Origin of the sequence: Larkinella soli (assembly GCF_003703975.1) — a bacterium.
GTDB classification, from domain to species: Bacteria; Bacteroidota; Bacteroidia; order Cytophagales; family Spirosomataceae; genus Larkinella; species Larkinella soli.
On sequence record NZ_QTJY01000021.1, the window covers coordinates 12,919 to 33,120 of the forward strand.

The 20,202-nt window shown below is 58.3% G+C and carries 17 protein-coding genes; 11 read left to right on the plus strand and 6 right to left on the minus strand.

Annotated elements, in window-relative coordinates:
• Positions 1-34 precede the first annotated feature (34 nt).
• From DX909_RS25940 to DX909_RS25955, 4 genes are all read right to left on the minus strand, one after another.
• Positions 35-1,372: a sialidase family protein gene (locus tag DX909_RS25940; protein ID WP_128548161.1), complete on the minus strand. Its 1,338-nt coding sequence runs from the start codon at positions 1,370-1,372 to the stop codon at positions 35-37.
• Positions 1,373-1,385: 13 nt separating this feature from the next.
• Entirely contained in the window at positions 1,386-2,867 is a 1,482-nt protein-coding gene (locus tag DX909_RS25945; RefSeq protein ID WP_128548162.1) for a RagB/SusD family nutrient uptake outer membrane protein, read from the minus strand.
• A gap of 14 nt (positions 2,868-2,881) precedes the next feature.
• Positions 2,882-6,103: a SusC/RagA family TonB-linked outer membrane protein gene (locus tag DX909_RS25950; RefSeq protein WP_128548163.1), complete on the minus strand. Its 3,222-nt coding sequence runs from the start codon at positions 6,101-6,103 to the stop codon at positions 2,882-2,884.
• A gap of 145 nt (positions 6,104-6,248) precedes the next feature.
• Entirely contained in the window at positions 6,249-7,121 is an 873-nt protein-coding gene (locus tag DX909_RS25955; protein WP_128548164.1) for an AraC family transcriptional regulator, read from the minus strand.
• A gap of 199 nt (positions 7,122-7,320) precedes the next feature.
• On the opposite strand from DX909_RS25955, the gene DX909_RS25960 reads away from it, so the two are divergent.
• The 11 genes from DX909_RS25960 (at position 7,321) to DX909_RS26010 (ending at position 17,870) form a co-directional block, all read left to right on the plus strand.
• Positions 7,321-7,710 carry a RidA family protein gene (locus DX909_RS25960; RefSeq protein WP_128548165.1) on the plus strand — a complete coding sequence of 130 codons (390 nt, stop codon included), beginning with the start codon at positions 7,321-7,323 and terminating at the stop codon, positions 7,708-7,710.
• A 14-nt stretch (positions 7,711-7,724) separates the two neighbouring features.
• Positions 7,725-8,702 carry a 3-hydroxyacyl-CoA dehydrogenase family protein gene (locus DX909_RS25965; RefSeq protein WP_229311198.1) on the plus strand — a complete coding sequence of 326 codons (978 nt, stop codon included), beginning with the start codon at positions 7,725-7,727 and terminating at the stop codon, positions 8,700-8,702.
• Between the two features lie 8 nt (positions 8,703-8,710).
• Positions 8,711-10,030 (plus strand): aspartate aminotransferase family protein, encoded by a 1,320-nt coding sequence (locus DX909_RS25970; RefSeq protein WP_128548166.1) that lies wholly within the window; start codon positions 8,711-8,713, stop codon positions 10,028-10,030.
• A 37-nt stretch (positions 10,031-10,067) separates the two neighbouring features.
• A complete protein-coding gene (locus tag DX909_RS25975) occupies positions 10,068-11,036 on the plus strand; it encodes a 3-hydroxyacyl-CoA dehydrogenase family protein (RefSeq protein ID WP_128548167.1) in 969 nt (322 codons plus the stop codon).
• Positions 11,029-12,111, plus strand: coding sequence for a dipeptidase (locus tag DX909_RS25980; RefSeq protein WP_128548168.1), 1,083 nt, complete (start codon positions 11,029-11,031; stop codon positions 12,109-12,111). Before DX909_RS25975 ends, DX909_RS25980 begins: the two co-directional genes overlap by 8 nt.
• Positions 12,112-12,126: 15 nt before the next feature.
• The gene (locus tag DX909_RS25985; protein ID WP_128548169.1) at positions 12,127-13,512 is read left to right on the plus strand and encodes a neutral/alkaline non-lysosomal ceramidase N-terminal domain-containing protein; all 1,386 of its coding nucleotides are present in this window, start codon (positions 12,127-12,129) and stop codon (positions 13,510-13,512) included.
• Between the two features lie 24 nt (positions 13,513-13,536).
• Entirely contained in the window at positions 13,537-14,289 is a 753-nt protein-coding gene (locus DX909_RS25990; protein WP_128548170.1) for a phytanoyl-CoA dioxygenase family protein, read from the plus strand.
• Position 14,290: 1 nt separating this feature from the next.
• Complete coding sequence (locus DX909_RS25995; RefSeq protein ID WP_128548171.1) at positions 14,291-15,247, plus strand: NHL repeat-containing protein; 957 nt, start codon at positions 14,291-14,293, stop codon at positions 15,245-15,247.
• Between the two features lie 62 nt (positions 15,248-15,309).
• The gene (locus DX909_RS26000) at positions 15,310-16,116 is read left to right on the plus strand and encodes an HpcH/HpaI aldolase family protein (protein ID WP_128548172.1); all 807 of its coding nucleotides are present in this window, start codon (positions 15,310-15,312) and stop codon (positions 16,114-16,116) included.
• Positions 16,113-17,069 (plus strand): aldo/keto reductase, encoded by a 957-nt coding sequence (locus DX909_RS26005; protein WP_128548173.1) that lies wholly within the window; start codon positions 16,113-16,115, stop codon positions 17,067-17,069. The genes DX909_RS26000 and DX909_RS26005 overlap by 4 nt, the downstream gene beginning before the upstream one ends.
• A gap of 24 nt (positions 17,070-17,093) precedes the next feature.
• Positions 17,094-17,870: an SDR family oxidoreductase gene (locus DX909_RS26010; protein ID WP_128548174.1), complete on the plus strand. Its 777-nt coding sequence runs from the start codon at positions 17,094-17,096 to the stop codon at positions 17,868-17,870.
• Positions 17,871-17,875: 5 nt separating this feature from the next.
• On the opposite strand, the gene DX909_RS26015 is transcribed toward DX909_RS26010, so the two are convergent.
• Positions 17,876-18,577: a GDSL-type esterase/lipase family protein gene (locus tag DX909_RS26015; protein WP_206513055.1), complete on the minus strand. Its 702-nt coding sequence runs from the start codon at positions 18,575-18,577 to the stop codon at positions 17,876-17,878.
• A gap of 25 nt (positions 18,578-18,602) precedes the next feature.
• Entirely contained in the window at positions 18,603-20,171 is a 1,569-nt protein-coding gene (locus DX909_RS26020; RefSeq protein ID WP_229311199.1) for a hypothetical protein, read from the minus strand.
• Between the last annotated feature and the right edge of the window lie 31 nt (positions 20,172-20,202).

Here is a 20,202-nt window from a genome sequence, read left to right on the forward strand (position 1 = left end):
GCAGTGAAAAAGCCGGTTGGCTGGGTCGGGGCGGCTAAAGCGGGGTGACGGTAACTTCCCGGACTTTAATGGCCTTCCGGATTTCGCCTTTCTCGTTTTTGTATCTAAAATCAGAAAAAATGAGCAGGAACCGGTCGGGGCCGATGGCCAGAAGGTCCGGATAGCCGCAGGAAACCACCTCTTTGGGGTCGTTGAACGGCAGCATTTCAAACGCATCGGTCCACTGCAACCCGCCCGAACCGGTGGAAAAGCGGAGCTGCATACCCGGCCGGCCCGCAGCCAGCACGGTGACGCCGTTCTTCAGCTGAAGCAACTGAGGCAGCACCCCCGAACTGGTAAAGGCCTGCGGCCGGCTCCAGGTGGCTCCCCGGTCGGTGGAGCGGCTGAGGTACATGGGGCTGTTGCCCAGCCCGTCGGCCGTGCGGAGGACGCACAGGTACGAGCCGTCGGACAGAATTTCGAAAGCGGGCTCCGTGAAGCCGAGCGCCAGGCGCCGGTTGCCGTTGGGGTCGTTGGTCAGATCAGGCGTATAGGGGATGCGCCCGGCGATTTTCCAGCTTTTTCCCTGATCGGACGAGCGGTAGAACAGCACGCCGGAGGGCGGAACCCTGCCGTTTTCGAGGTAAAAACCGGGGTAGATGCCGGTCATGATGTCGTTGGTAGCCTCCACCTTCATATCGCCCCACCAGACTACCGGAAAAAGCTTTTCATCCGTGTAGCGGACGGCCGTCGGGTCGATCAGCCGGTTGTGTTCCAGCGTCCATTCCTTTTCGCCTTTTTTCAGCCGGTTCAGATAAACGCCCTGCAGGTTCTCCGGCAGCTCGTCCAGTTTGTAAAACGAGAACGTTCTTCCGTAGTTTTCCGAGACCGTGCCTCGCTTTGGGGGAAGTTTCAGGGTCGCGGTGTCCAGTGCGGGCGGGGTATGGTTCTGGATCAGGTCCCCGTTCGGGAGCAGCAGCCCGTTGCCCGGCGGTTTGGGACCGCCGGGAAAGGTCCAGGTCCGGCCGCCGTCGTTAGAAACGGCAAAACCGTCGCTGTCCTTTCCGTAGCTTTCGGCGTGGTCGGTGTGCATCGCCCAGGTCGCCACCAGCGTCCCGTCGATGCTCCGGTAAATAGTCGGAAACTGATAAAATCCCCATTTTTCTTCCTGCTGGGCCACCGTAATCACCACCGGTTCGCCCAGCCGGACCCGCAGCGACTTCCGGCCCTCCCGCTGATACAGAAGCTCGGTTTTTCCAAAAGCCGGAATGCCGGGCGTTATGCGGGTCAGGCTGGTGTTCTTCCGTTCCTCCCAGGTTGCAGAGGAGGGCTGGGCCACAGTGGCCCAGCCTTGAAACAGCAGGCCGACCAGTAAAAGCGCGGGCTTTTTCATGGGCAGGGAAGGGTTAGTAGCCGGGGTTCTGCTTGATCTTGGGTTCCAGACTCAGCACGTTGCTGGAAATCGGGAACAGCAGCAGGTGATCCTTGCCTTTTTGCGACTGGAGCGACGGCACCATGTCGAACGCCTTGCCGAACCGCACCAGGTCCCACCAGCGCTTGCCTTCCAGCATCAGCTCCAGCAGCCGTTCCTTAAGAATGGCGGCATCGTTGGCTTCCTTCGTGCCGTTGACAAACTTGTAGGCGTCGAATTTGGCACCGTAGGCCCGCTGCCGCACCTGGTTGATTTCAGCACTGGGGTCCTGGCCCAACCCGTTTTTGGCCTCGGCCTTCATCAGCAGCACGTCGGCGTAGCGGTACAGAATGATGTCGTCGACAAAAAACCGGACGCCCCCTTCCACTGTCCCCTGGCCTTTCACCTGCACCGAGATGAAGTAGTTCCGGGCGCCGTTGGCTCCCGTGGTGTAGATCTCATGGAAGGTGCCGCTCCGGCGCTGGTCGTCGGTCGAAAACTGGTTGCGGACGAGCGCGCTCGGCTCCCACACGTTGTTACCGCCCGAAACACCCACGATGGTTTTCGACACGGCTTCGGCATTGGCGGGCAAGGCCCCGACAGCCATGTACATGTTGTTGAAGTAGTTGTCGCCGACCTCAAGGTACCGAAAACCCGACGCCATCAGAACTTCCTTGTTGCCTTTGTTGGTATAGCGGAAGATGCTGCTGAAGTCCGGCAGCAGGGCCACATCGGCCTTGGCCACTTCGTCGCAGGCATTCAGGGCCGTGGTGAAATCGGCGGCACCGCCGTTGGCGCGTTTGGCCGTCCACAGATATACGTCGGCTTTCAGGGCGTTGACCGATGCCTTCGACCACTGGGCCCGGCCGGTGGTAAACGAATTGTCCGGAAAAAGCTGAAGGGCCTTGTCGATGTCTTCCTTGATCAGCGTGAAAACGGCCGAAGCGGGTGAGCGTTCCAGGAAGGTGGATTGCGGATCGAACCCCTCGGTGGGTTCGGTGCGCAGCGGCAGGTCGCCCCAGGTCCGGACCATGACGAAGTAGAGATAAGCCCGCATGGCGTGCGCCTGGGCCAGGGTACTGTTTTTCGTACTTTCCAGATTGAACGGAATGGTCGGCACGTATTTCAGAATCAGGTTGGCCGCATTGACGGCCGCATACAGACCAATCCAGTCAGGGCCGGCGGCCGCCTGATTGAGCGTGTTGAGGTAATACCGGTCGTAATCGAGCGTTCCGGCCAGCGACTTCTGCATGATCTCACTGCGGGCTTCGCCGTAGATATAGAGGTTGAGCAGGGCTTCGTTCCGCAGCCGGACGTACATCCCGGCCAGACCGCCCCTGGCGTCATCTTCCGTTTTCCAGAACGAAGCGTTGGTAATGACGCTCGTCGGTTCGAGTTCCAGCTGGTCCGTGCAGGACGAGGTGCTGAACAGCAGGCCCAGCAATACGCCCGAAACGATTTTATAGGTCAATTTCATGATGGGACGGGGGCTTAGAAGGTTAAAGAAGCACCGAAGGCAATGTTTTTCGGAATCGGATACCGGCCGTTGTCGCGGTCGCCGTCTTCCGGGTTCAATCCCTTGTAGTTGGTGAAGTAGTGCAGGTTGTTTCCGGTCAGGTTGAAGCGCAGGTTGCTGATTTTGAGCTTTTGCAGCACCGACGACGGGATGTTGTAGCTCAGCGTAACTTCCCGGACGCAGAGATAATCGCCGGTTTCGTAGTAAATGGAATTCGTAGTGGTTAGGTGGTGGGCCGTCCCGCGCCAGTTGCTGTAGTTTCCGATACCGGGCTGGTACTGCACCATGCTGGCGTTGTCACCCTGCCGTTTCCAGGATTTCTCGGCCATTTCCTTCGTCAGGTTCACCCCGGCCCACTGGCCGTCCATAAACGCCCGGGCGTAGTTGTAGATGGTGTGGCCCGTTGCGTAATCGAACCGAAGCGTGAAGGTGAAATTCTTGTAGGACAGGGTGTTGGAAATACCGCCGGTCCAGACCGGGAACGGATTTCCGACGTAAACGCGGTCACGTTCGTCGATGATGTTGTTGCCGTCCACATCCAGAAAATTGGCATCCCCACCGTACTTGGTTTTGTCTGCGTAGGTGATGAGCTGATCGACGGGTGCCGATTTGGCTTCTTCGTCCGTGGCATATACGCCAATCTGTTTCCAGGCATAATGGTCGCCGATGCGGCCGCCTTCCTGCAAACCGCCCCCCCAGACGTAGGTTTTGGAAACCGGGTCGTAGACGTTGTACCCGCCGATGCGGTTGTTGGGCGTTCCGTTGTAGGGCAGCGTCAGGATTTTATGGGTCGTTTTGGCGGCATTTAGGGCAATCTGCCATTGCAGCCTCGACGAGGGCGCCAGAATCTGGGCGCTCAGTTCCAGCTCCACCCCTCGGTTTTCCAAGCTGCCCAGGTTCGTAAAGATGCTGTTGAAACCGGTCGAGGGCGGCAGGGTGAGGCTGGTCAGCAGGTTGTCGGTCACCCGCCGGTAAACGTCGGCGATGACGTTTACCCGGCTTTTAAACAGACCGAGATCGGCACCGACGTTGAAGGTTTTGGACTGTTCCCATTTCAGCGACGGGTTCGGAATGACGGTGTTCTGGACCGCCGAAATGCCCAGGTAGCGGGCGCCGACGCCATATTCCCCCTGCGACTGGAAGTCGCTCAGACCCGAAATGTTCCCGTTGACGCCATAGCTGCCCCGCAGCTTCAGCTGGATCAGCCCGGCCGGCAGCCCCTGCCAGAACTCTTCCTGGTGCAGGTTCCAGCCGACCGAAACGCCGGGGAAAAAGCCCCATTTATGATTGGCCCCCAGGTTGGACGCCCCGTCGTAGCGGGCATTCAGTGAGAACAGGTACTTCTGTTTGTAGTCGTAGTTGATCCGGCCGAAGTAGCCCAGAATGACCTGATCGCTGATGATGCCACCCACCGCCACCGGCGTGGCTGCGGCATTCAGCGTCGGAATCAGGTCGGTGGCCGCGCCCTGGCCGCTGGCCGTCAGGGTGTAGTTGTTCCGTCCGAAATAGGAGAAACCGGCTTTTACCGACAGATTGTGAAACGTGGCAAACGTTTTATCGTACGAGAAAACCGCATCGGCCTGCCACTGCGTCAGCCGCGAATAATTCGACGATGCCGCCCGGGTGGTGACCGCCGTGGTTCCGTTGAAGTAGGAAGGCAGGAAAGAATAGCCGTCCGTGGTAACTTTATACAGTGACACCTGCGGATCGAAGGATAATCCCGGCAGAATGTCCCAGCGTCCGCCTACCGACAGGGTCATGTTTTCGATGGAGTTGCCCCGTTTGTCCTTGTTCAGAAAATATTTGGCGTTTCCGTTGCCCCGGTTCGCGCCCGGCGCCAGGGTGCCGTCTTCGTAGTAGAGTTTGGAGGTGGGAACGTTGGCCGCCGACCGGTAAAAAATCTGGGCAATGTCATAGACCTCGTTGTTGGTCGAGCGGGTAAACATGGTCCGCCCGAAAAACGTCAGGTTATCGCGCACCTTCAGCTCGCCGTTTAGGTTAAAGGTCAGCCGGTCGTACCGGGTGGTGATGGCCGTTCCCTGATTCTGCAGGTAACCGACGCCCGCGTTGAAGGTGGCTTTCTCGGTTCCGCCGGTCAGGGCTACGTAGTGGTTGTGGGAATAGCCGTTCCGGTAGATGAGCCTCTGATAATCCGTATTCTGGAAGATGATGGTTTTGGAGGAGTCCAGCGGATCCGGCATGCTTTCCCAGCCTTCGTTAAGCTTGTGCTGATTGGCGGGAGAAAGGTATTGGGTAGTATAGATCGTATTGTTGGTCAGGTCGTTACCGGTTCCGGCTCCGGTCGCCAGCGTCAGCATGCGGGTGGCCGTTGGATCTTTCTTGGCAGACCGAACGGCGCCGAGCCGTTGCAGGTAAATATATTCCCGGGCATTCGCCATTTCATAGAGCTTGCCGGGCTGGGAGAAGATGAAGTCGTAGGAATAAGTGACGCGGGTTTTGCCGCTTTTGCCGGTTTTGGTGGTGATGATCACGACCCCATTGGACCCCCGCGCTCCGTATATGGCCGTGGAAGCCGCGTCTTTCAGCACCTGCAGCGACTCGATATCATCGGGGTTGATGTCGTTCATGTTGGTGCGGATGATCCCGTCGATGATGTACAGGGGAGAGGCACCGTTGGGGTTGTTGATGGACGTTCCGCCCCGCACGATGATCCGGGGAGCAGCGCCCGGTTGTCCGCCGTTGGCCGGTGCCTGAACCCGAACGCCGGGGATGGTCCCCTGCAGGGCCGATGCCGCGTTGGCGTAGGGGACGTTTTCGAGCACCTTCGCGTCGAGTTTGGAGACGGAGGTGGTCAGCACCTCCCGCGACTGGGTTCCGTAGCCAACTACCACAACCTCGTTCAGCGTTTTGCTGTCACCTTTCAGCGTGATATTCAGCAGCGTCTGGTTTCCGACGGTTATCTCCTGAGACTCGTAACCCAGAAAGCTGAATACCAAAACCGCCTGATCGCTGGGCACGTTGAGGGTATACTGCCCCCCGGCGTCCGTGGTGGTGCCGGTGGTGGTCCCCTTCAGAACGATGCTCACCCCAGGCAGACCTTCGTTGCGCTCATCGGTGATTTTTCCTTTGACCGTGCGCGCCTGCTGGGCGATGACGGACAGGCAACAACAGAGGAGGGCAACCAGTAGAAAAAAGCGCTTTTCGGTGAAAAAAGCTGGTAAAGTTCTCTTTTTCATAGTATCCCAAATAAAAGGTCGTGCCGAGATTGACAAAAGCAAAATTAAGTTTCGTCCTTATCGGAATCTGCTACTTTTATTTGTATTTGTAATACTATTTTTCAGAAAAGCGATACCAGTACTTTTTTTCGGAGGGAAACTGAAATCAGACGGCGGCATTCAGCGTCCGGCGGTATTCGCTGGGCGTCATGCGTTTGATTTTTTTGAACTGGCGGTTGAAATTCGCCAGGTTGTTGAAGCCGCTTTCGGTGGCGGCTTCAACGATATTGAGGTCCTTTTCGGAGATCAGCTTGCAGGCGTGGCCGATCCGGACGGTATTCAGATACTCCACAAACGAGACGCGGTAGTGTTCCTTGAAAAAACAGCAGAACGTGGTCAGCGCCATGTTCGCCACGCCCGCAATCTCCGACAGCGAAATCTCCTCCTGAAAATTCTGCATGATGTACTGGTTGATCCGGCGCAGGTGATCGGAGGATTTGAGATCGTGGTTCTGGACGTAGCCGGGGCTGGCAAGCATCTCATATTCAGTCGTATGGGCCAGAATGTCGAAGATCGCCAGCAGGGAGGAAAGCCGCTGCAGACCGTTCATGGCGAGCATTCCCTTCATTAGCTCCGTGATCCTTTCGCGGGTCGCACCGGACAGCGCCATACCGCGGTTCGAGCGTTTCAGGAAATGGCGGAAGGCTTCCATCTCCGGAATCTCCATGAACGGTTTTCCCAGAAAATTGTCTACGAACTGCACCACGATGGCGTTGGCCTGGTACCCGGCTTCGCCTTTGAAAAACTCCGGATCATTGACCCACACGTGGGGCAGCGACGGCCCCATAAACACCAGGTCGCCTGCGTCGAAATAGCCGATGTGGTCGCCCACCATCCGGCGGCCGGTGCTTTTCAGAACCAGGACGAGTTCGTACTCCGGGTGATAATGCCACGGGCAGGGGAAGAATTGGCCTATCTCCTGGAAGACAATAAAAGATTTGTCATATTCCTGCGGTAGCCGAACTTCAACGGTTTTCATAAGGGTAAAGGCTAATTTTCTGAAAGAGGTGAGTAAGTATATCAAAAAATAGGAAATTCCCCGGAAGTCTTCGAAAAATAGTATCAGAAATATGGATAAAAGTAACAGAATTAGCAAAGTTCGGAAGCTACTTTTGCTGAGCGTTCCAGGTCCGGTAATTCCCGGTCCCATCAAGCGACATTCTACCTGCTTTTCACGCATGCGTAAAACCAAACTAATCCACCCCGATCGTGATCCTGCTTTTGCCACCGGCGCTTATTCAGACGGTGTAATTGCCGGAGGTTTCCTGTTCGTCAGCGGACAGGCTGCCGTCGACTTCCGGACCTCTCGGTTCGTGCCCGGCACCGTTGAAGAAGAAACCCACCGTACCTTACAGAATATCAAAACCATCGTCGAATCGGCGGGAGCGACGATGGACGATGTCGTCAAATGCACGGTTCACCTGGCCGACATCGCTGAGTTCGACCGCTATAATGCGGTCTATGCCGGCTATTTTCCGGAGATCAAACCCGCCCGCACCACCGTGCAGTCAGTGCTGGCGGAGGGGTTGAAAGTGGAAATCGATTGCATTGTTAAACTCCCGGACTGAAAACCGTTCGCCGAATGGATGAGATAATGGAACCAGAGGAGATCAGCGTCGGTGTGGTCGGACTGGGATTGATGGGCAGCAGTATCGTGGCCGCCTTGCTGCTGTCGGGGCATCCGGTGAAAGCCGTTGCCCCGCTGCCGGATGAATTGGCCGGCGCGTCGGACCGGATTCTGAACCAGATCAGACACGCCGAAGAAGCGGATTTATTGTCCCGGCCGCTGGAAGCCTGCCTGGCCCGCCTGACGGTTTCGGGGGATTACGGCGTCCTGCACGATTGCCGGCTCGTGCTGGAGTGTGTGACGGAGAAGATCGCCGTCAAGCAAACCGTCTACCGGAAAATCGCCGATGCGGTTGCCGGAGATGCCGTGATTGCCAGCAACACCTCGGCTATACCGATCAGTATGCTCCAGCGGTTTGTGCCGAACCCCGAGCGGTTCATGGGCATTCACTGGGCCGAACCGGCCTATATGACCCGGTTTATGGAGATTACGTGCGGCATGCAGACTTCACTGGAACGGGCCAACTGGGCGTTTGAGCTGGCGCATCAATGGCAAAAGGAACCCACGCTGCTGCGAAAAGACATTCGCGGTTTCGTCACTAACCGGCTCATGTACGCCATCTATCGGGAAGCTTTTCACCTTGTGGAAACGGGCGCTGCCAGCATGGACAACATCGACAAAGCCTTTCGCTACGACTCAGGGTCCTGGATGACAATGATGGGGATTTTCCGGCGTATGGACTATACCGGTTTGCAGGATTACCCGGAAATATTCCGGCGTATATTTCCCCTGCTGTCCAACTCGGAAGCCGTTCCGGAACTGATGAAGCCGTTGATGGAGAAGCAGTTGCGGGGGACGCAGAGTGTACAGGGCCTCTACGAATACACTGAAGAGGAAGCAAGGGAATGGGACAAGGCCTTTGCAGTTTTTAACAAGGATATTTTTCAACTGGCCGCCCGGTATCCGTTCCGGACCGACCCGCGAATCGGCTGAATTCTGCTATGACACACTACACCGAATCAGCGGCCCTGCTCGAACGGGCCAGAAAAGTACTGGCCGGGGGCGTTTCGTCCGAGTTCCGCAGGTACAATCACCCGCACGCACTCTTTTACACCCACGGCCAGGGCAGCCGGATTTACGACGTGGATGGCAATGAATATCTGGACTTTACGCTAAGCCAGGGACCGCTGCTGCTGGGACATTCGCACCCGGAAGTCCTGCGGGCCATCAACGAATACTCTGAACTGGGGCAACTCTTTGCCGGACAGCACATCCGGGAAATCAAACTGGCCGAGAAGCTGGCCGACCTGATTCCTTCCGCCGAACTAATGCGGTTCTGCCTCGACGGTTCGGAAGCCGTGCAGACGGCATTTCGCGTGGCCCGCGCCAAAACCGGCAAGGCCAAGTTCCTGCGTTTTGAAGGGCACTACCACGGCTGGCTCGACAACGTGGCCTGGGGCCTTTCGACGCCCTCGCCCGACGCCCTCGGCGAGCGGGAAAACCCCACTGTATTTCCCTGGAGCGCCGGGCTGGCCGATCACGCCCGAGACGAATTCATCATCCTGCCCTGGAACGATCTGGAGCTCGTGCGGAAGACCGTAGCCGAACACCATCACGAGCTGGCCGCTGTCATCACCGAACCGATCATGTGCAACAACGGCTGTATTCTGCCGCAGGACGGCTTTCTGCAGGGCCTTCGCGACCTGTGCGATGAGTTCGGGATGGCGCTCATTTTTGACGAGGTAATCACCGGCTTTCGGGTGTCGCTCGGCGGGGCACAGCAGCATTTCGGAATCACGCCCGACCTGTCCATTTTCGCCAAAGCCATCGCCAGCGGGTACCCGATCAGCGCCATTGTGGGCAAACGGGAGTGGATGCAGCTGATCGAGGAAGCCCGGGTCATTCATGCGGGAACGATGAACGCCGGCAATGCGAGTGTCGCGGCCGCCCTGGCCACCATCGGGGTGCTGGAACGGGAGCAGCCCTACGAGCGGCTATACCGGCTCGGCCGGAAGCTGATGGCAGGGTTGCAGGCTGCGGCTGCCGAAATGGACCAGAATCTGCTGGTGCAGGGGCTCGGGCCGATGTTCCACACCGGTTTTACCGATCTGGAAATTGTCACCGATTACCGTGGGACGCTAGCCTACGACAAGGTAAAAATGACCCGGTTCATCGCCGGACTGCACGACCGGGGCATCCGGGTGATCGGCCGGGGGTTGTGGTATATCAGCGCGGCTCATACCGAAGCCGACATCGACCAGGCTGTCGATACGGTCCGGGAAGTGCTGGAAAGCATGGCATTGGAAGCGATCAAGAACTGAAGGCGATTCGCGCGATCCGCCTGTTAATGCTATTATCATGGGGAATACAATTACTCAGAGAGACGCCATTTTAGTGACGGGCTGGGGCCGATCAACCCGGGGAATTATCGCGTGTTTACGGCAGGCAGGCCATCCGGTGACGGTATATGCCGGCAACGGGTTTGAGACGGCCGAGTGCGCGCCGGTTTCCCCCCAGACGCTGAACATAAAGGAGCTGGACCGCTCCGTCAAAGTGGCCGACCGGCTGGAGGATGTGGGAGATTTTAATCTGGTAATCGCCTGTACGGACGAAAACGAGTTTCAGAAACGGGCGCTGATCCGGCAACTGGAAGTGGTGCTGGCCCCGGATGCCCTGATTGGCATCAATACGGAGAGCATTCCCCTGAGCAGTCTTCAGCGGGACGCCCTGCACCCCGGGCGCATCGTCGGCGTCAACTGGACCGAACCCGCCGACATGACCTTCTTTCTGGAAATTATCGCCAACGACACCACCGACCGCCGGCTAGTCAACGATTTGAACACGAAGGCCGGATTACGCTGGCAGAAAGACCCGTACGTCGTCTACAGCGACCTCGGCATCCGTACCCGGATGCTGTGCGCCATGATTCGGGAAGCGTTTTTTCTGCTTGAAAACGGGTATGTCTCCGTCGAGGACATCGACCGCGCCTGCCGCAACGATCCCGGCTATTACCTGCCGTTCAGCGGTCATTTCCGGTATATGGACCTGATGGGCGCTTTTATCTACGGCGTGGTCATGCAGGATTTGTTTCCCGAACTTGCGAAATCACGGCATATTCCCCGGTTTTTTGAGGAACTTGTGCAGCAGGGCGGGTTGGGCATGGTGACCCGGAAAGGCTTTTATGATTACGACCAGAGTGAAACCGGGCGCTGGGAGGAGTCGTTTCGGGAGTTCAGTCAGCAGATCAGGCTGCTGATCAGCAAATACCCGTTCAATTACGAAGAAACCCCGGAACCGGCGGCCAAGCAACCGGTCGTTTATGAATAGGCGTCTGATCGTCGATGCCCACCTCGATCTGGCGATGAATGCGCTGGAATGGAACCGCGACCTGACCCGCCCGCTCGCCGAAATCCGGCAGCGCGAGATGGGCATGCGCGACAAGCCCGATCGGGGCCGGGGCACGGTTTGCCTGCCGGAACTGCGGAAAGGCGGTATCGGCCTCGTCGTGGCCACCCAACTGTCGCGGGTGACGCCCTTAGGCAGCTCGCTGCCCGGCTGGCACTCCCCCCAGCAGGCCTGGGCCATGACGCAGGCGCAACTCGTCTGGTACCGGGAGATGGAAGCCCTCGGCGAGATGGTCCAGATCACCGACCTGGCCGAACTGGACCGGCACCTGGCGCTCTGGAACGACGACGGACTGCCCGACGAACGGAAGCCGGTCGGGTATATCCTCAGCCTGGAAGGGGCCGACTCGCTGGTGGATATTTCGTATCTGCACCGGGCCTACGATTACGGGCTGCGGGCGCTCGGCCTTTCGCATTTCGGGCCGGGCCGCTACGCGCCGGGGACCCGTATGGAAGGCCCCCTTACCCCCCTGGGGCTGGAGCTGCTGAAGGAAATGGACCGGCTGAACCTGATTCTGGACGTGACCCATCTGACCGACGAAGGGTTCGCTCAGGCCCTGGAGCGGTATCAGGGGCCGGTCTGGGCAAGTCATCACAACGTCCGGACCCTTGTTCCGACGCAGCGGCAGTTGACCGACGACCAGATCAGACGGCTCATCGAACGGGACGCGGTCATTGGCGGGATGCTGGATTGCTGGGCCATGGACATCCGGTTTATCGACACCGTCTCTGACCCCTGGCAACTGAACATCCGGCTGGAAAACCTCGTCGATCACTGGGATCACATCTGCCAGATCGCCGGGAACAGCCGGCACGTAGCCATCGGCAGCGATCTGGACGGTATTTTCGGAACCGAACAATCACCCTGGGACCTGAACTCGATTGCCGATTTGCGGAAATACGAAGCCATTCTGGCAAAACGGGGTTACCGGCCCGACGATATCGACAATATTTTTCACGGAAACTGGCTGCGGTTTTTACGCCGGGCCTGGAGCTAAACGACAGTAGCAGTCATGGAAGCGCATGATTTTCGGGCCGGCGCGGCACAGATAGACATCACACCCCCGCCGGGAACCCTGATCAACGGGGACTTCATTACCCATTACGCCCGATTCATTCACGACAGCCTTTACGCCAGGGCGCTGGTGCTGCAACGGGGTGACACGACGGTTGCCATCGTGATCGTCGATATCTGTGCCATGCCGAAAGACCTGCTGGATGAGGTGAAGGTTCGTATTCAATCGCAGACGGGTTTGCTGCCGCAAAATGTCCTGATCGCGGCCACGCATACTCACGCAGCCGGCTCCGTAGCCAGCCTGCTGCTGGGGGCGGCCGATTTGCCGTACCGGCAGAAACTGCCGGGTCTGCTAGTCGAATCGGTCCGGGCGGCTTTGCAGACGCTGCGTCCGGCCCGGATCGGTTTCGGGGCCGTGGACGTGCCCGAACATGTGGTCTGCCGCCGGTTTTTCATGAAGGAAGGCTACCAGGCGCAAAACCCCGTGACCGGCGGTCTGGACGGCGTGAAAACCAACCCGTTCGGCGATGAGCAGCAGATTGACCGCCGGGTGGCCCCGGTCGATCCGCAGGTAAGTTTCCTGGCCGTCAAAGGGCTGGACGACCGGTGGATCAGCCTATTGGCGAACTACTCCCTGCACTACGTTGGCGACTGGGAGAACGGCACCATCACGGCCGACTACTTTGGCGTATTTTCCGCCGAGATCGGTCGGCTGCTGGGCGCGGATTCGGGCTTCGTCGGCATGATGAGCAACGGCACCAGCGGAGAGGCCAACATCTGGGATTTTCTGGATCCCGACCGCTATCCGAAAGAGCACTTCGCCAAAAGCGAGCTGATTGGAAAAGATATTGCCGCAAAGGTGTTTGATGCCCTGAAGACCGTTGCCTGGCAGGCCGACCCGGCTCTGTCCGCGGAGTATGCCGAAGTGGCCGCAGGGGTTCGTAAACCGACGGGTGAGGAACTGGAAGCCGCCAGACGACTGGTGGCGGATACGCAGTATAAAGCGATTCAGCAGGTCGACATGGACGTGTTGCGCCGGATTTACGCCCGCGAGCAGGTACTCCTCAACGAATATCCCGACACAAACCTCTTTCCCGTGCAGGCCCTTCAGATCGGCGAGGGCCGGATCGGTGCCCTGGGTGGAGAGTTCTTTGCCGAAACCGGCCTCAGGCTGAAGCAGAACCGTTCCGCTTATTTCACCATTACGATGGCCAACGGGTATATCGGCTACGTGCCGCCCGCGCACGAAATCGAGCGCGGAGGGTATGAAACCTGGCGCTGCCGGACGAGCTTTCTCGAACCGGGGGCCGAAGAAACAATCCGCGAGAAACTGACGGAGCTGCTGAAAACCGGCGTAGAGAGCCCGGTTCATCAACCCGGATAAACGACTCAACCCTTTTCTATCCCTATGGAAACCTTTGACAACCAAGCTCTAAAAGCGTCGTTCCGGACCGATGGGTATGTTTTCCTGCCCGGGTTTTTATCGGCCGGCGAAGTCCGTGAACTCAACGAAAAGGTGAACCACTTCATCGATACCGAAGTGGACCGTATGCCCCGGGAGCAGGTTTTTTACGAAGATAAGACCGACCCGACGACCCTCAAGCAGCTGATCGATATGCAGAAGTACGACGCCTATTTCGATACGCTGCTGAACCAGAGTAAATTCAAGGAGATTGCCGAAATGCTGCTGGAGGATGAGGTGCTTCCCAAAACGCTGGAGTATTTCAATAAACCCCCCCAAATCGGCAAACCGACTCCTCCGCATCAGGATAACTATTATTTCATGCTGAAGCCGGCCGAAGCCGTGACGATGTGGCTGGCTCTGGAAGACGTAGATGCCGAAAATGGCTGCGTCCGATACATAACCGGTTCGCACCTGCACGGCGTTCGCCCGCACGGCCGGACCCGGACGCTCGGCTTTTCGCAGGGCATTACGGATTTCTGGACTGAAGATGATCAGGCCAAGGCGGTGGCGTTCCCGGCCGGCCCGGGCGACCTGCTCGTTCATCATTCTCTAACGATTCACTGGGCGGAGGCCAATCGCAGCGCCAACCGCACCCGGAAGGCCATCGGCCTGATTTACTGGGCAAAATCCGCGCAGGAGGATACTGAGGCCAAGGCGGCCTACCAGCAGAAACTGAAAACCGAACTGAGTTTGTAGCATGATTTCAGAAACGCTCGTTATCGGCCACGGCAGCTACCGGTACAGGGTCTTCCCGGACTGGGGAACACTCGATCCGGCAATCCGGCCGGTCAACGACTGCCACGAAATGGTCATCGACGCCCGCGGGCGAATTTTTCTGCTGACCAACGAAACCCGCAACAATATCCTGATCTACGACCGGTCGGGCAGGCTGCTGGATTGCTGGGGCACGGATTACCCCGGCGGCCACGGATTGACCCTGTCGAACGAAAACGGCGAGGAGTTTCTGTTTATTACCGACATCGAGCGCCATCAGGTCATCAAAACCACCCTACAGGGGAGGGTGGTGATGGTGCTGGACTATCCGAAAGAAGTGCCCCAGTATACCTCCGCCGACCAATTTCTGCCCACCCAGACCGCCCTTGCCCCGAACGGCGATTTTTACGTGACTGACGGCTACGGCCTGCAATACGTCATACAGTATACCGGCCGGGGGGAATACATCCGGCACTGGGGCGGTCGGGGCGATACCGACGGGCAGTTCGACTGTGTCCACGGCATTGCGCTCGACACCCGGAAGCCGGGTCAGCCAACGCTGCTGATTACGTCCCGGAACCACAACGCCCTCAAGCGGTTTACGCTGGAGGGAGAATATCTCGGCACCATTCCGCTGCCCGGTTCCTTTGTCTGTCGGCCGGTTATTCACGGCCCGTACGTGTTTGCCGCCGTCTTCCGCTCAACCACCAACCGGAATTTCGGGTCGGGGTATATCACTATTCTGGACGAAAACGATACTGTTATCTCGACGCCGGGCGGAACCGCGCCGGTTTATTCCGACGGTTCGTTACAGCCGCAGACCCAGGCTGAGCCGGTGTTCGTTCACCCGCACGACGTGTGCGTCGACTCCGATGAAAACGTGTACGTTTGCCAGTGGAATGCGAATAAAGTGTATCCGATGCGTTTGCAGCGGGTCTGAGCAAAACCAGGAAACGCGTTCGTTAAATACGGTTTGATAAACATTATAAACCGCTAATTGCCATGAAGATGCGCGAAAGCCGGGTCCTGCGAAAGCTGCGGGCCGGTGAAGTAGTCAGTTGTTTCAAGGTCAACTTCGGCGACGGTCAGGCGTCTGAACTGGCCGCCCTGTCGGGTTTTGACTGCGTCTGGATCGACCGGGAGCATCTGGCCCAGGACTGGTCGGTGGTGAGCGCGCACGTCTGGGCCACCAAAGCACACGATACCGACCTCATGGTTCGGGTGCCGCGCGGCAGCTACAGCGATTACGTCAAACCGCTGGAACTTGATGCCACCGGAATCCTGGTGCCGCATTGCATGGGCGTGGAAGACGCCCGAAACGTGGTCAGAATGACCCGGTTTCACCCGATCGGCCTCCGCGCCATCGACGGCGGCAGCGCCGACGGGCTGTATACCAACCTGAATTTCAGCGAATACCTCCGGCAGGCCAATCAGCAGCGGTTTGTCGTACTCCAGATCGAAGATCCTGAGCCCCTCGATGAGCTGGACGCAATTGCCGCTCTCGAAGGCGTGGATATGCTGTTTTTCGGTCCCGGCGATTTCAGCCAGGCCATCGGCGCCCCCGGCGAATGGAACCACCCCCGACTCGAAGATGCCCGCAGGCGCGTGGCCGAAGCCTGCGTCCGGCACGGCAAGTTTGCGGCCACAACCGGCAGCATCGACCGGCTGGAGGAGTTTGTCGGCATGGGTTACAAATTTGTCAGTGTTGGGGCCGATGTCGTGGGCGTAAGCACCTACTGCCAGGGTCTAGTTAGTCGGTTCCATAAAGAAACGGCGACCGTTCAGCCGGCATCGGGCGGCTACAGATGAAAAAAAGAGACCTGGGAACCACCGGCATTGCGGTTTCGGAACTGGCCTTCGGCGGGGTTGAAATCGGAATGCCGTACGGCATCGGCGTTAACAGCGAAGCCGACATGCCGACGGAACCGGAAGCGATCCGGCTGCTTCACGCGGCCACGGAAGCCGGTGTCAATTTTTTCGATACGGCCCGGCTGTACGGCGCCAGCGAAACCATCATGGGCAAAGCATTCCGGGACCGGCGCGGGCAGGTGGTGATCGAGACCAAATGCCGCCACCTGCGGGACCCGGACGGCCGGTTGCCGGACGGCGCCACCCTGAAAAAACGCATCAGTACCTCGCTGCTGGAGAGTCTGACGGCCCTTGAGACGTATTACGTGGATATTTTCATGCTCCATCAGGCCGACCTCGGTATTTTGGAGAACGAAGAGATTCCGGCCGTCTTTGCAGACTTGAAAGCACAGGGTGTGATCCGGAGCACGGGCGTTTCTACCTATTCGGTGGAGGAAACCCGAAAAGCCATCGAAACCGGCGTGTGGGATGTGGTTCAGCTGCCCTTCAATCTGATGGACCAGCGGCAGGCGGCCCTGTTTGCGCTGGCCAGGGAAAACGGCGTCGGCATCGTCATTCGGTCGGTGTTGATGAAGGGTCTGTTAACCAGCAGGGGCCGCCGGCTGCACCCGGCGCTGGCGGAGGTCGAAACCCATATCCGGCAGTTCGATGAACTGGTTCTGGAACCCGTTCCCGACCTTTCGACGCTGGCGGTCCGGTTTGCGCTGGCCTTTCCGGAAGTATCGTCCATCCTAGTCGGCATCGATAAGCCGGCGTATCTCCATCAGGCGCTGGCGGCCGTAAACGGCCCCGGGCTGGCGCCCGAAATTATGTCCCGGGCCCGGAATCTGGCCTATCCCGACCCGCAGTTTCTGAACCTCCCCCACTGGGACCGAATGGGCTGGCTGACGTAGGTCCATCCAAAACCGTCTATTCGTATGCATGTCAAAGAGTTACTAAGTTTAAAAAATACCATCAGCCTGGTAACGGGCGGGGCCGGCAATTATGGAAGGTGCATCGTGGAAGGGCTGGCCGAAGCGGATTCGACGGTGTTGATTGCATCCCGGAATGTAGCGGCCGGCGAAGAGGTGGCCGCCCGGTTTCGGGCGCAGGGGCTGACTGTGTACGCCCTGCAGGTCGATCAGGGCGATCCGGCTTCGGTTCGGACGCTGAAGGAGCAGATCCGCTCGCAGTTCGGGCGGCTGGACGTGTTCGTCAACAATGCGGTTTCCCGACCCATGAAAGGCTACGATGCACCGATTGAGGATTTTGCCGAATCGATGCGGGTCAATGCGACGGGTTCGATGGACATTCTGCGCGAAATGGCCGACCTGATCGTGGAGAGCGGAGGGGGTAGCATCATCAACATCGGTTCGATGATGGGCATGTTCGGGCCGGACCTTTCCAACTACGATGGCACTGCGATGGGCACCCCGCCCCCAGACTATTTCTTTCACAATGCCGGATTGCTCAACCTGACGAAATACATGGCCCAGGTGCTGGCCGGCAAAAACGTGCGCGTCAACTGCATCAGCCCCGGCGGGCTGTTCAACCACCAGCCGGAACGGTTTCTGGAAAATTACACCAGAAAAGTACCCCTGCGACGCATGGCCAATCCCGACGACATCAAAGGGCTGATCGTGCTACTGGCCTCGCGGGCGGGTGCCTACATCAACGGTGAGAACATTCTGATGGACGGGGGCCTGAATGCCTGACTCCGTCATCGGATGTACCGGCCGGCCCTGAGCACCTCCGCCCATTTCAGGTAGCCCGCCAGCGTCAGGTGAACGCCGTCCCAGGTATACTCTCTCCTGAGCTTTCCGGCTTCGTCGGCAAAGTGCGGGTGAAGGTCGATCACGGCAAAACCCTCCGCCGGGGCCATTGCCTTCAGAGCATTGTTTAGAAACCGGATGTGGTCTTCGCGGTTGTAATGGCTTTTGAGTTTCTCAAAGCCCTCATTGGTGGGCAGTAGCGTCTGAAAAAAAATCTGCGTCCGGGGCGAAGCCGCTTTGAGCCGGCGAACCATCCGGCGGTAATTCGCCAGAATAACCGAATCGGGAATCTGCCGGGCCAGGTCGTTGATACCGATCAGAATAAACACACTGGCAGGGCGCCCCTGAATTACTTCATCCAGCCGTTCCAGAACCCCGAACGTGATGTCGCCCGGTATGCCCCGGTTTTTGTACCGGGAGTTGCCCAGCAAATCACTCCAGTCGGCCCAGAAGGTCAGGCTGTTGCCCAGAAACACCACATCTTTGCGTGAATGCGGCAGCGACCGGAACAAATCCACGCGCGCTTTGTAAATATCCGGCCGCACCGTGCTGTCCCATTTCACCGCCTGTGCGTCGGCCCGAAAGAGGCCGAAGAACAGACAAAGCAGCAGATAAAGCTCTTTTCTTACTTGCCGTTGACCGTGCATCATTGTCGGGAACTGGTCCGGTGGGGCCTTACACGGTTTTAGGCCGAACGGCCAGTTCGATGGCGGCTACCGTGATGAGTTCTTTGCTCTGGTTTTCAACCACAATCCGGTTCCAGCCGTCGGTGAGCAGCGAAACCGGAAACCGGTAATTATATCCCAGGTGGTCGGGGATATGGTGGGTCAGGGGGCCGCAGGGAAAAAGCAGTTTCTGACTGGACTCGCTCGTGAGGTTCGGCCAGCAGCCGTTGACCGAAACCGCCAGGTAGGCGGGAGGGTTGCCGGCTTTCAGCACCACCTGTACCACCAGTTCCAGATTTCGGTCGGCGGGCTCGGCGCACATGGCTAGCCGGAACGGCCGCTGCGAAAAAGGGTCGATGCTGGCGGGCAGCAGGGCGGGTAGTTCGAAGGGCGTCGGATTCGAAAAGTTTCCGGCGGTGCTCATACAGTACTGCTTGGGTTTACCCCGTAAAAAATCGAGCTTGTCAATGTCGCGCAGGGCGGTATAGTCGGCCCGGAAGCCCGGTGTTGCATTCTGGTCCGAAGAGAAAAAGTTGAACCACTCGATCCCCTGCGCACCCATCGCCAGTTTTCCGGCCGCGTTGGCCCGTTCAATCTCCGGGCAGGCTCCGATATACCGCATTCGCTCTCTGATCGTTCCCGACTCGTTCTGCGTCGGCAATGTGTTGGCACCGTCGTCCACAGAACCGTAGATGGTCACGCGATTGCCCAGACGCTGTCGCAGTTCGTCGTGCGGCATGTCCCAGGTCGTAGCCCAGAAACCCGCCGGAATGACAAAATCGAGGGTGCCTTCGCGGCAGAGTGTGACCACATCCAGGCCAATGGCCTTCAACAGGTCGAGGTCACCCGGGATGCGCATTCCCAGCGGATACGGTTTGCCGGTTTTCTTCGCCTGCCGTTGCGTGAGTTTCCGAATCTGCCGGAACCAGTCGTTCATCATAGCAATCGTCGCGGAGGAAGCGCCGGGTTCGCAGCAGAGCGGCTGGCGCCACCAGTCCAGCTCCAACCCCTCGAAGTCATAATCCTCCACCACCTCCCGAATCTGCTGAAACATCATTTCCCGGACCTCCGATTTTTCGTAATTGAAGCCCTCCCGGTCATGCCGGTTTTGCAGGCCGTAATAAGCCGACTGCAGCCGCATTTCCTTCTGTTTGAACAGCGGATGATTGAAAAAGCTGCCTTCCGGATTCCGACTGCCGTGCATGTCGTTCATCCGGATGCTGACCCAGGGTGAGATTTTCCGTCGACGGCAGGCTCTAGAGGTTTCCGCCAGCCAGTCCACGCCCGCGTCGATCAGGTCCTGATAGCGGTCCATAAAACGGGAGAAATTATCCAGGAATTCTTCCACGGCTTCGGGCTCCGAGATGCCCTGGCAGATGGCGTGGCCTCTGAAAAACTCCCGGTCACCGCGTCGGTAACCGTCGAGAATGCTGGGGAATTTTTTGGTGGGATACCAGGCCCGGTTGGCGTTGGCGTTGATCACAAAGGTGTCGATTCCGTTGTCGGCCAGTTCGTCCACATAACGATGTATGGCTTTAGCTTGGAAAGGGCCGCCTACCGCCGTTGGCCGGGTGCTCATCTTGCCGGTGCGGGGGTTGACCAACGTTTTC

Excerpts from the sequence above, each read along its gene's own strand:
- DX909_RS25940 (WP_128548161.1), bottom strand. The coding sequence starts at position 1,372 with ATGAAAAAGCCCGCGCTTTTACTGGTCGGCCTGCTGTTTCAAGGCTGG.
- DX909_RS25945 (WP_128548162.1), bottom strand. The coding sequence starts at position 2,867 with ATGAAATTGACCTATAAAATCGTTTCGGGCGTATTGCTGGGCCTGCTG.
- DX909_RS25950 (WP_128548163.1), bottom strand. The coding sequence starts at position 6,103 with ATGAAAAAGAGAACTTTACCAGCTTTTTTCACCGAAAAGCGCTTTTTT.
- DX909_RS25955 (WP_128548164.1), bottom strand. The coding sequence starts at position 7,121 with ATGAAAACCGTTGAAGTTCGGCTACCGCAGGAATATGACAAATCTTTT.
- DX909_RS25960 (WP_128548165.1), top strand. The coding sequence starts at position 7,321 with ATGCGTAAAACCAAACTAATCCACCCCGATCGTGATCCTGCTTTTGCC.
- DX909_RS25965 (WP_229311198.1), top strand. The coding sequence starts at position 7,725 with ATGGATGAGATAATGGAACCAGAGGAGATCAGCGTCGGTGTGGTCGGA.
- DX909_RS25970 (WP_128548166.1), top strand. The coding sequence starts at position 8,711 with ATGACACACTACACCGAATCAGCGGCCCTGCTCGAACGGGCCAGAAAA.
- DX909_RS25975 (WP_128548167.1), top strand. The coding sequence starts at position 10,068 with ATGGGGAATACAATTACTCAGAGAGACGCCATTTTAGTGACGGGCTGG.
- DX909_RS25980 (WP_128548168.1), top strand. The coding sequence starts at position 11,029 with ATGAATAGGCGTCTGATCGTCGATGCCCACCTCGATCTGGCGATGAAT.
- DX909_RS25985 (WP_128548169.1), top strand. The coding sequence starts at position 12,127 with ATGGAAGCGCATGATTTTCGGGCCGGCGCGGCACAGATAGACATCACA.
- DX909_RS25990 (WP_128548170.1), top strand. The coding sequence starts at position 13,537 with ATGGAAACCTTTGACAACCAAGCTCTAAAAGCGTCGTTCCGGACCGAT.
- DX909_RS25995 (WP_128548171.1), top strand. The coding sequence starts at position 14,291 with ATGATTTCAGAAACGCTCGTTATCGGCCACGGCAGCTACCGGTACAGG.
- DX909_RS26000 (WP_128548172.1), top strand. The coding sequence starts at position 15,310 with ATGAAGATGCGCGAAAGCCGGGTCCTGCGAAAGCTGCGGGCCGGTGAA.
- DX909_RS26005 (WP_128548173.1), top strand. The coding sequence starts at position 16,113 with ATGAAAAAAAGAGACCTGGGAACCACCGGCATTGCGGTTTCGGAACTG.
- DX909_RS26010 (WP_128548174.1), top strand. The coding sequence starts at position 17,094 with ATGCATGTCAAAGAGTTACTAAGTTTAAAAAATACCATCAGCCTGGTA.
- DX909_RS26015 (WP_206513055.1), bottom strand. The coding sequence starts at position 18,577 with ATGATGCACGGTCAACGGCAAGTAAGAAAAGAGCTTTATCTGCTGCTT.
- DX909_RS26020 (WP_229311199.1), bottom strand. The coding sequence starts at position 20,171 with ATGAGCACCCGGCCAACGGCGGTAGGCGGCCCTTTCCAAGCTAAAGCC.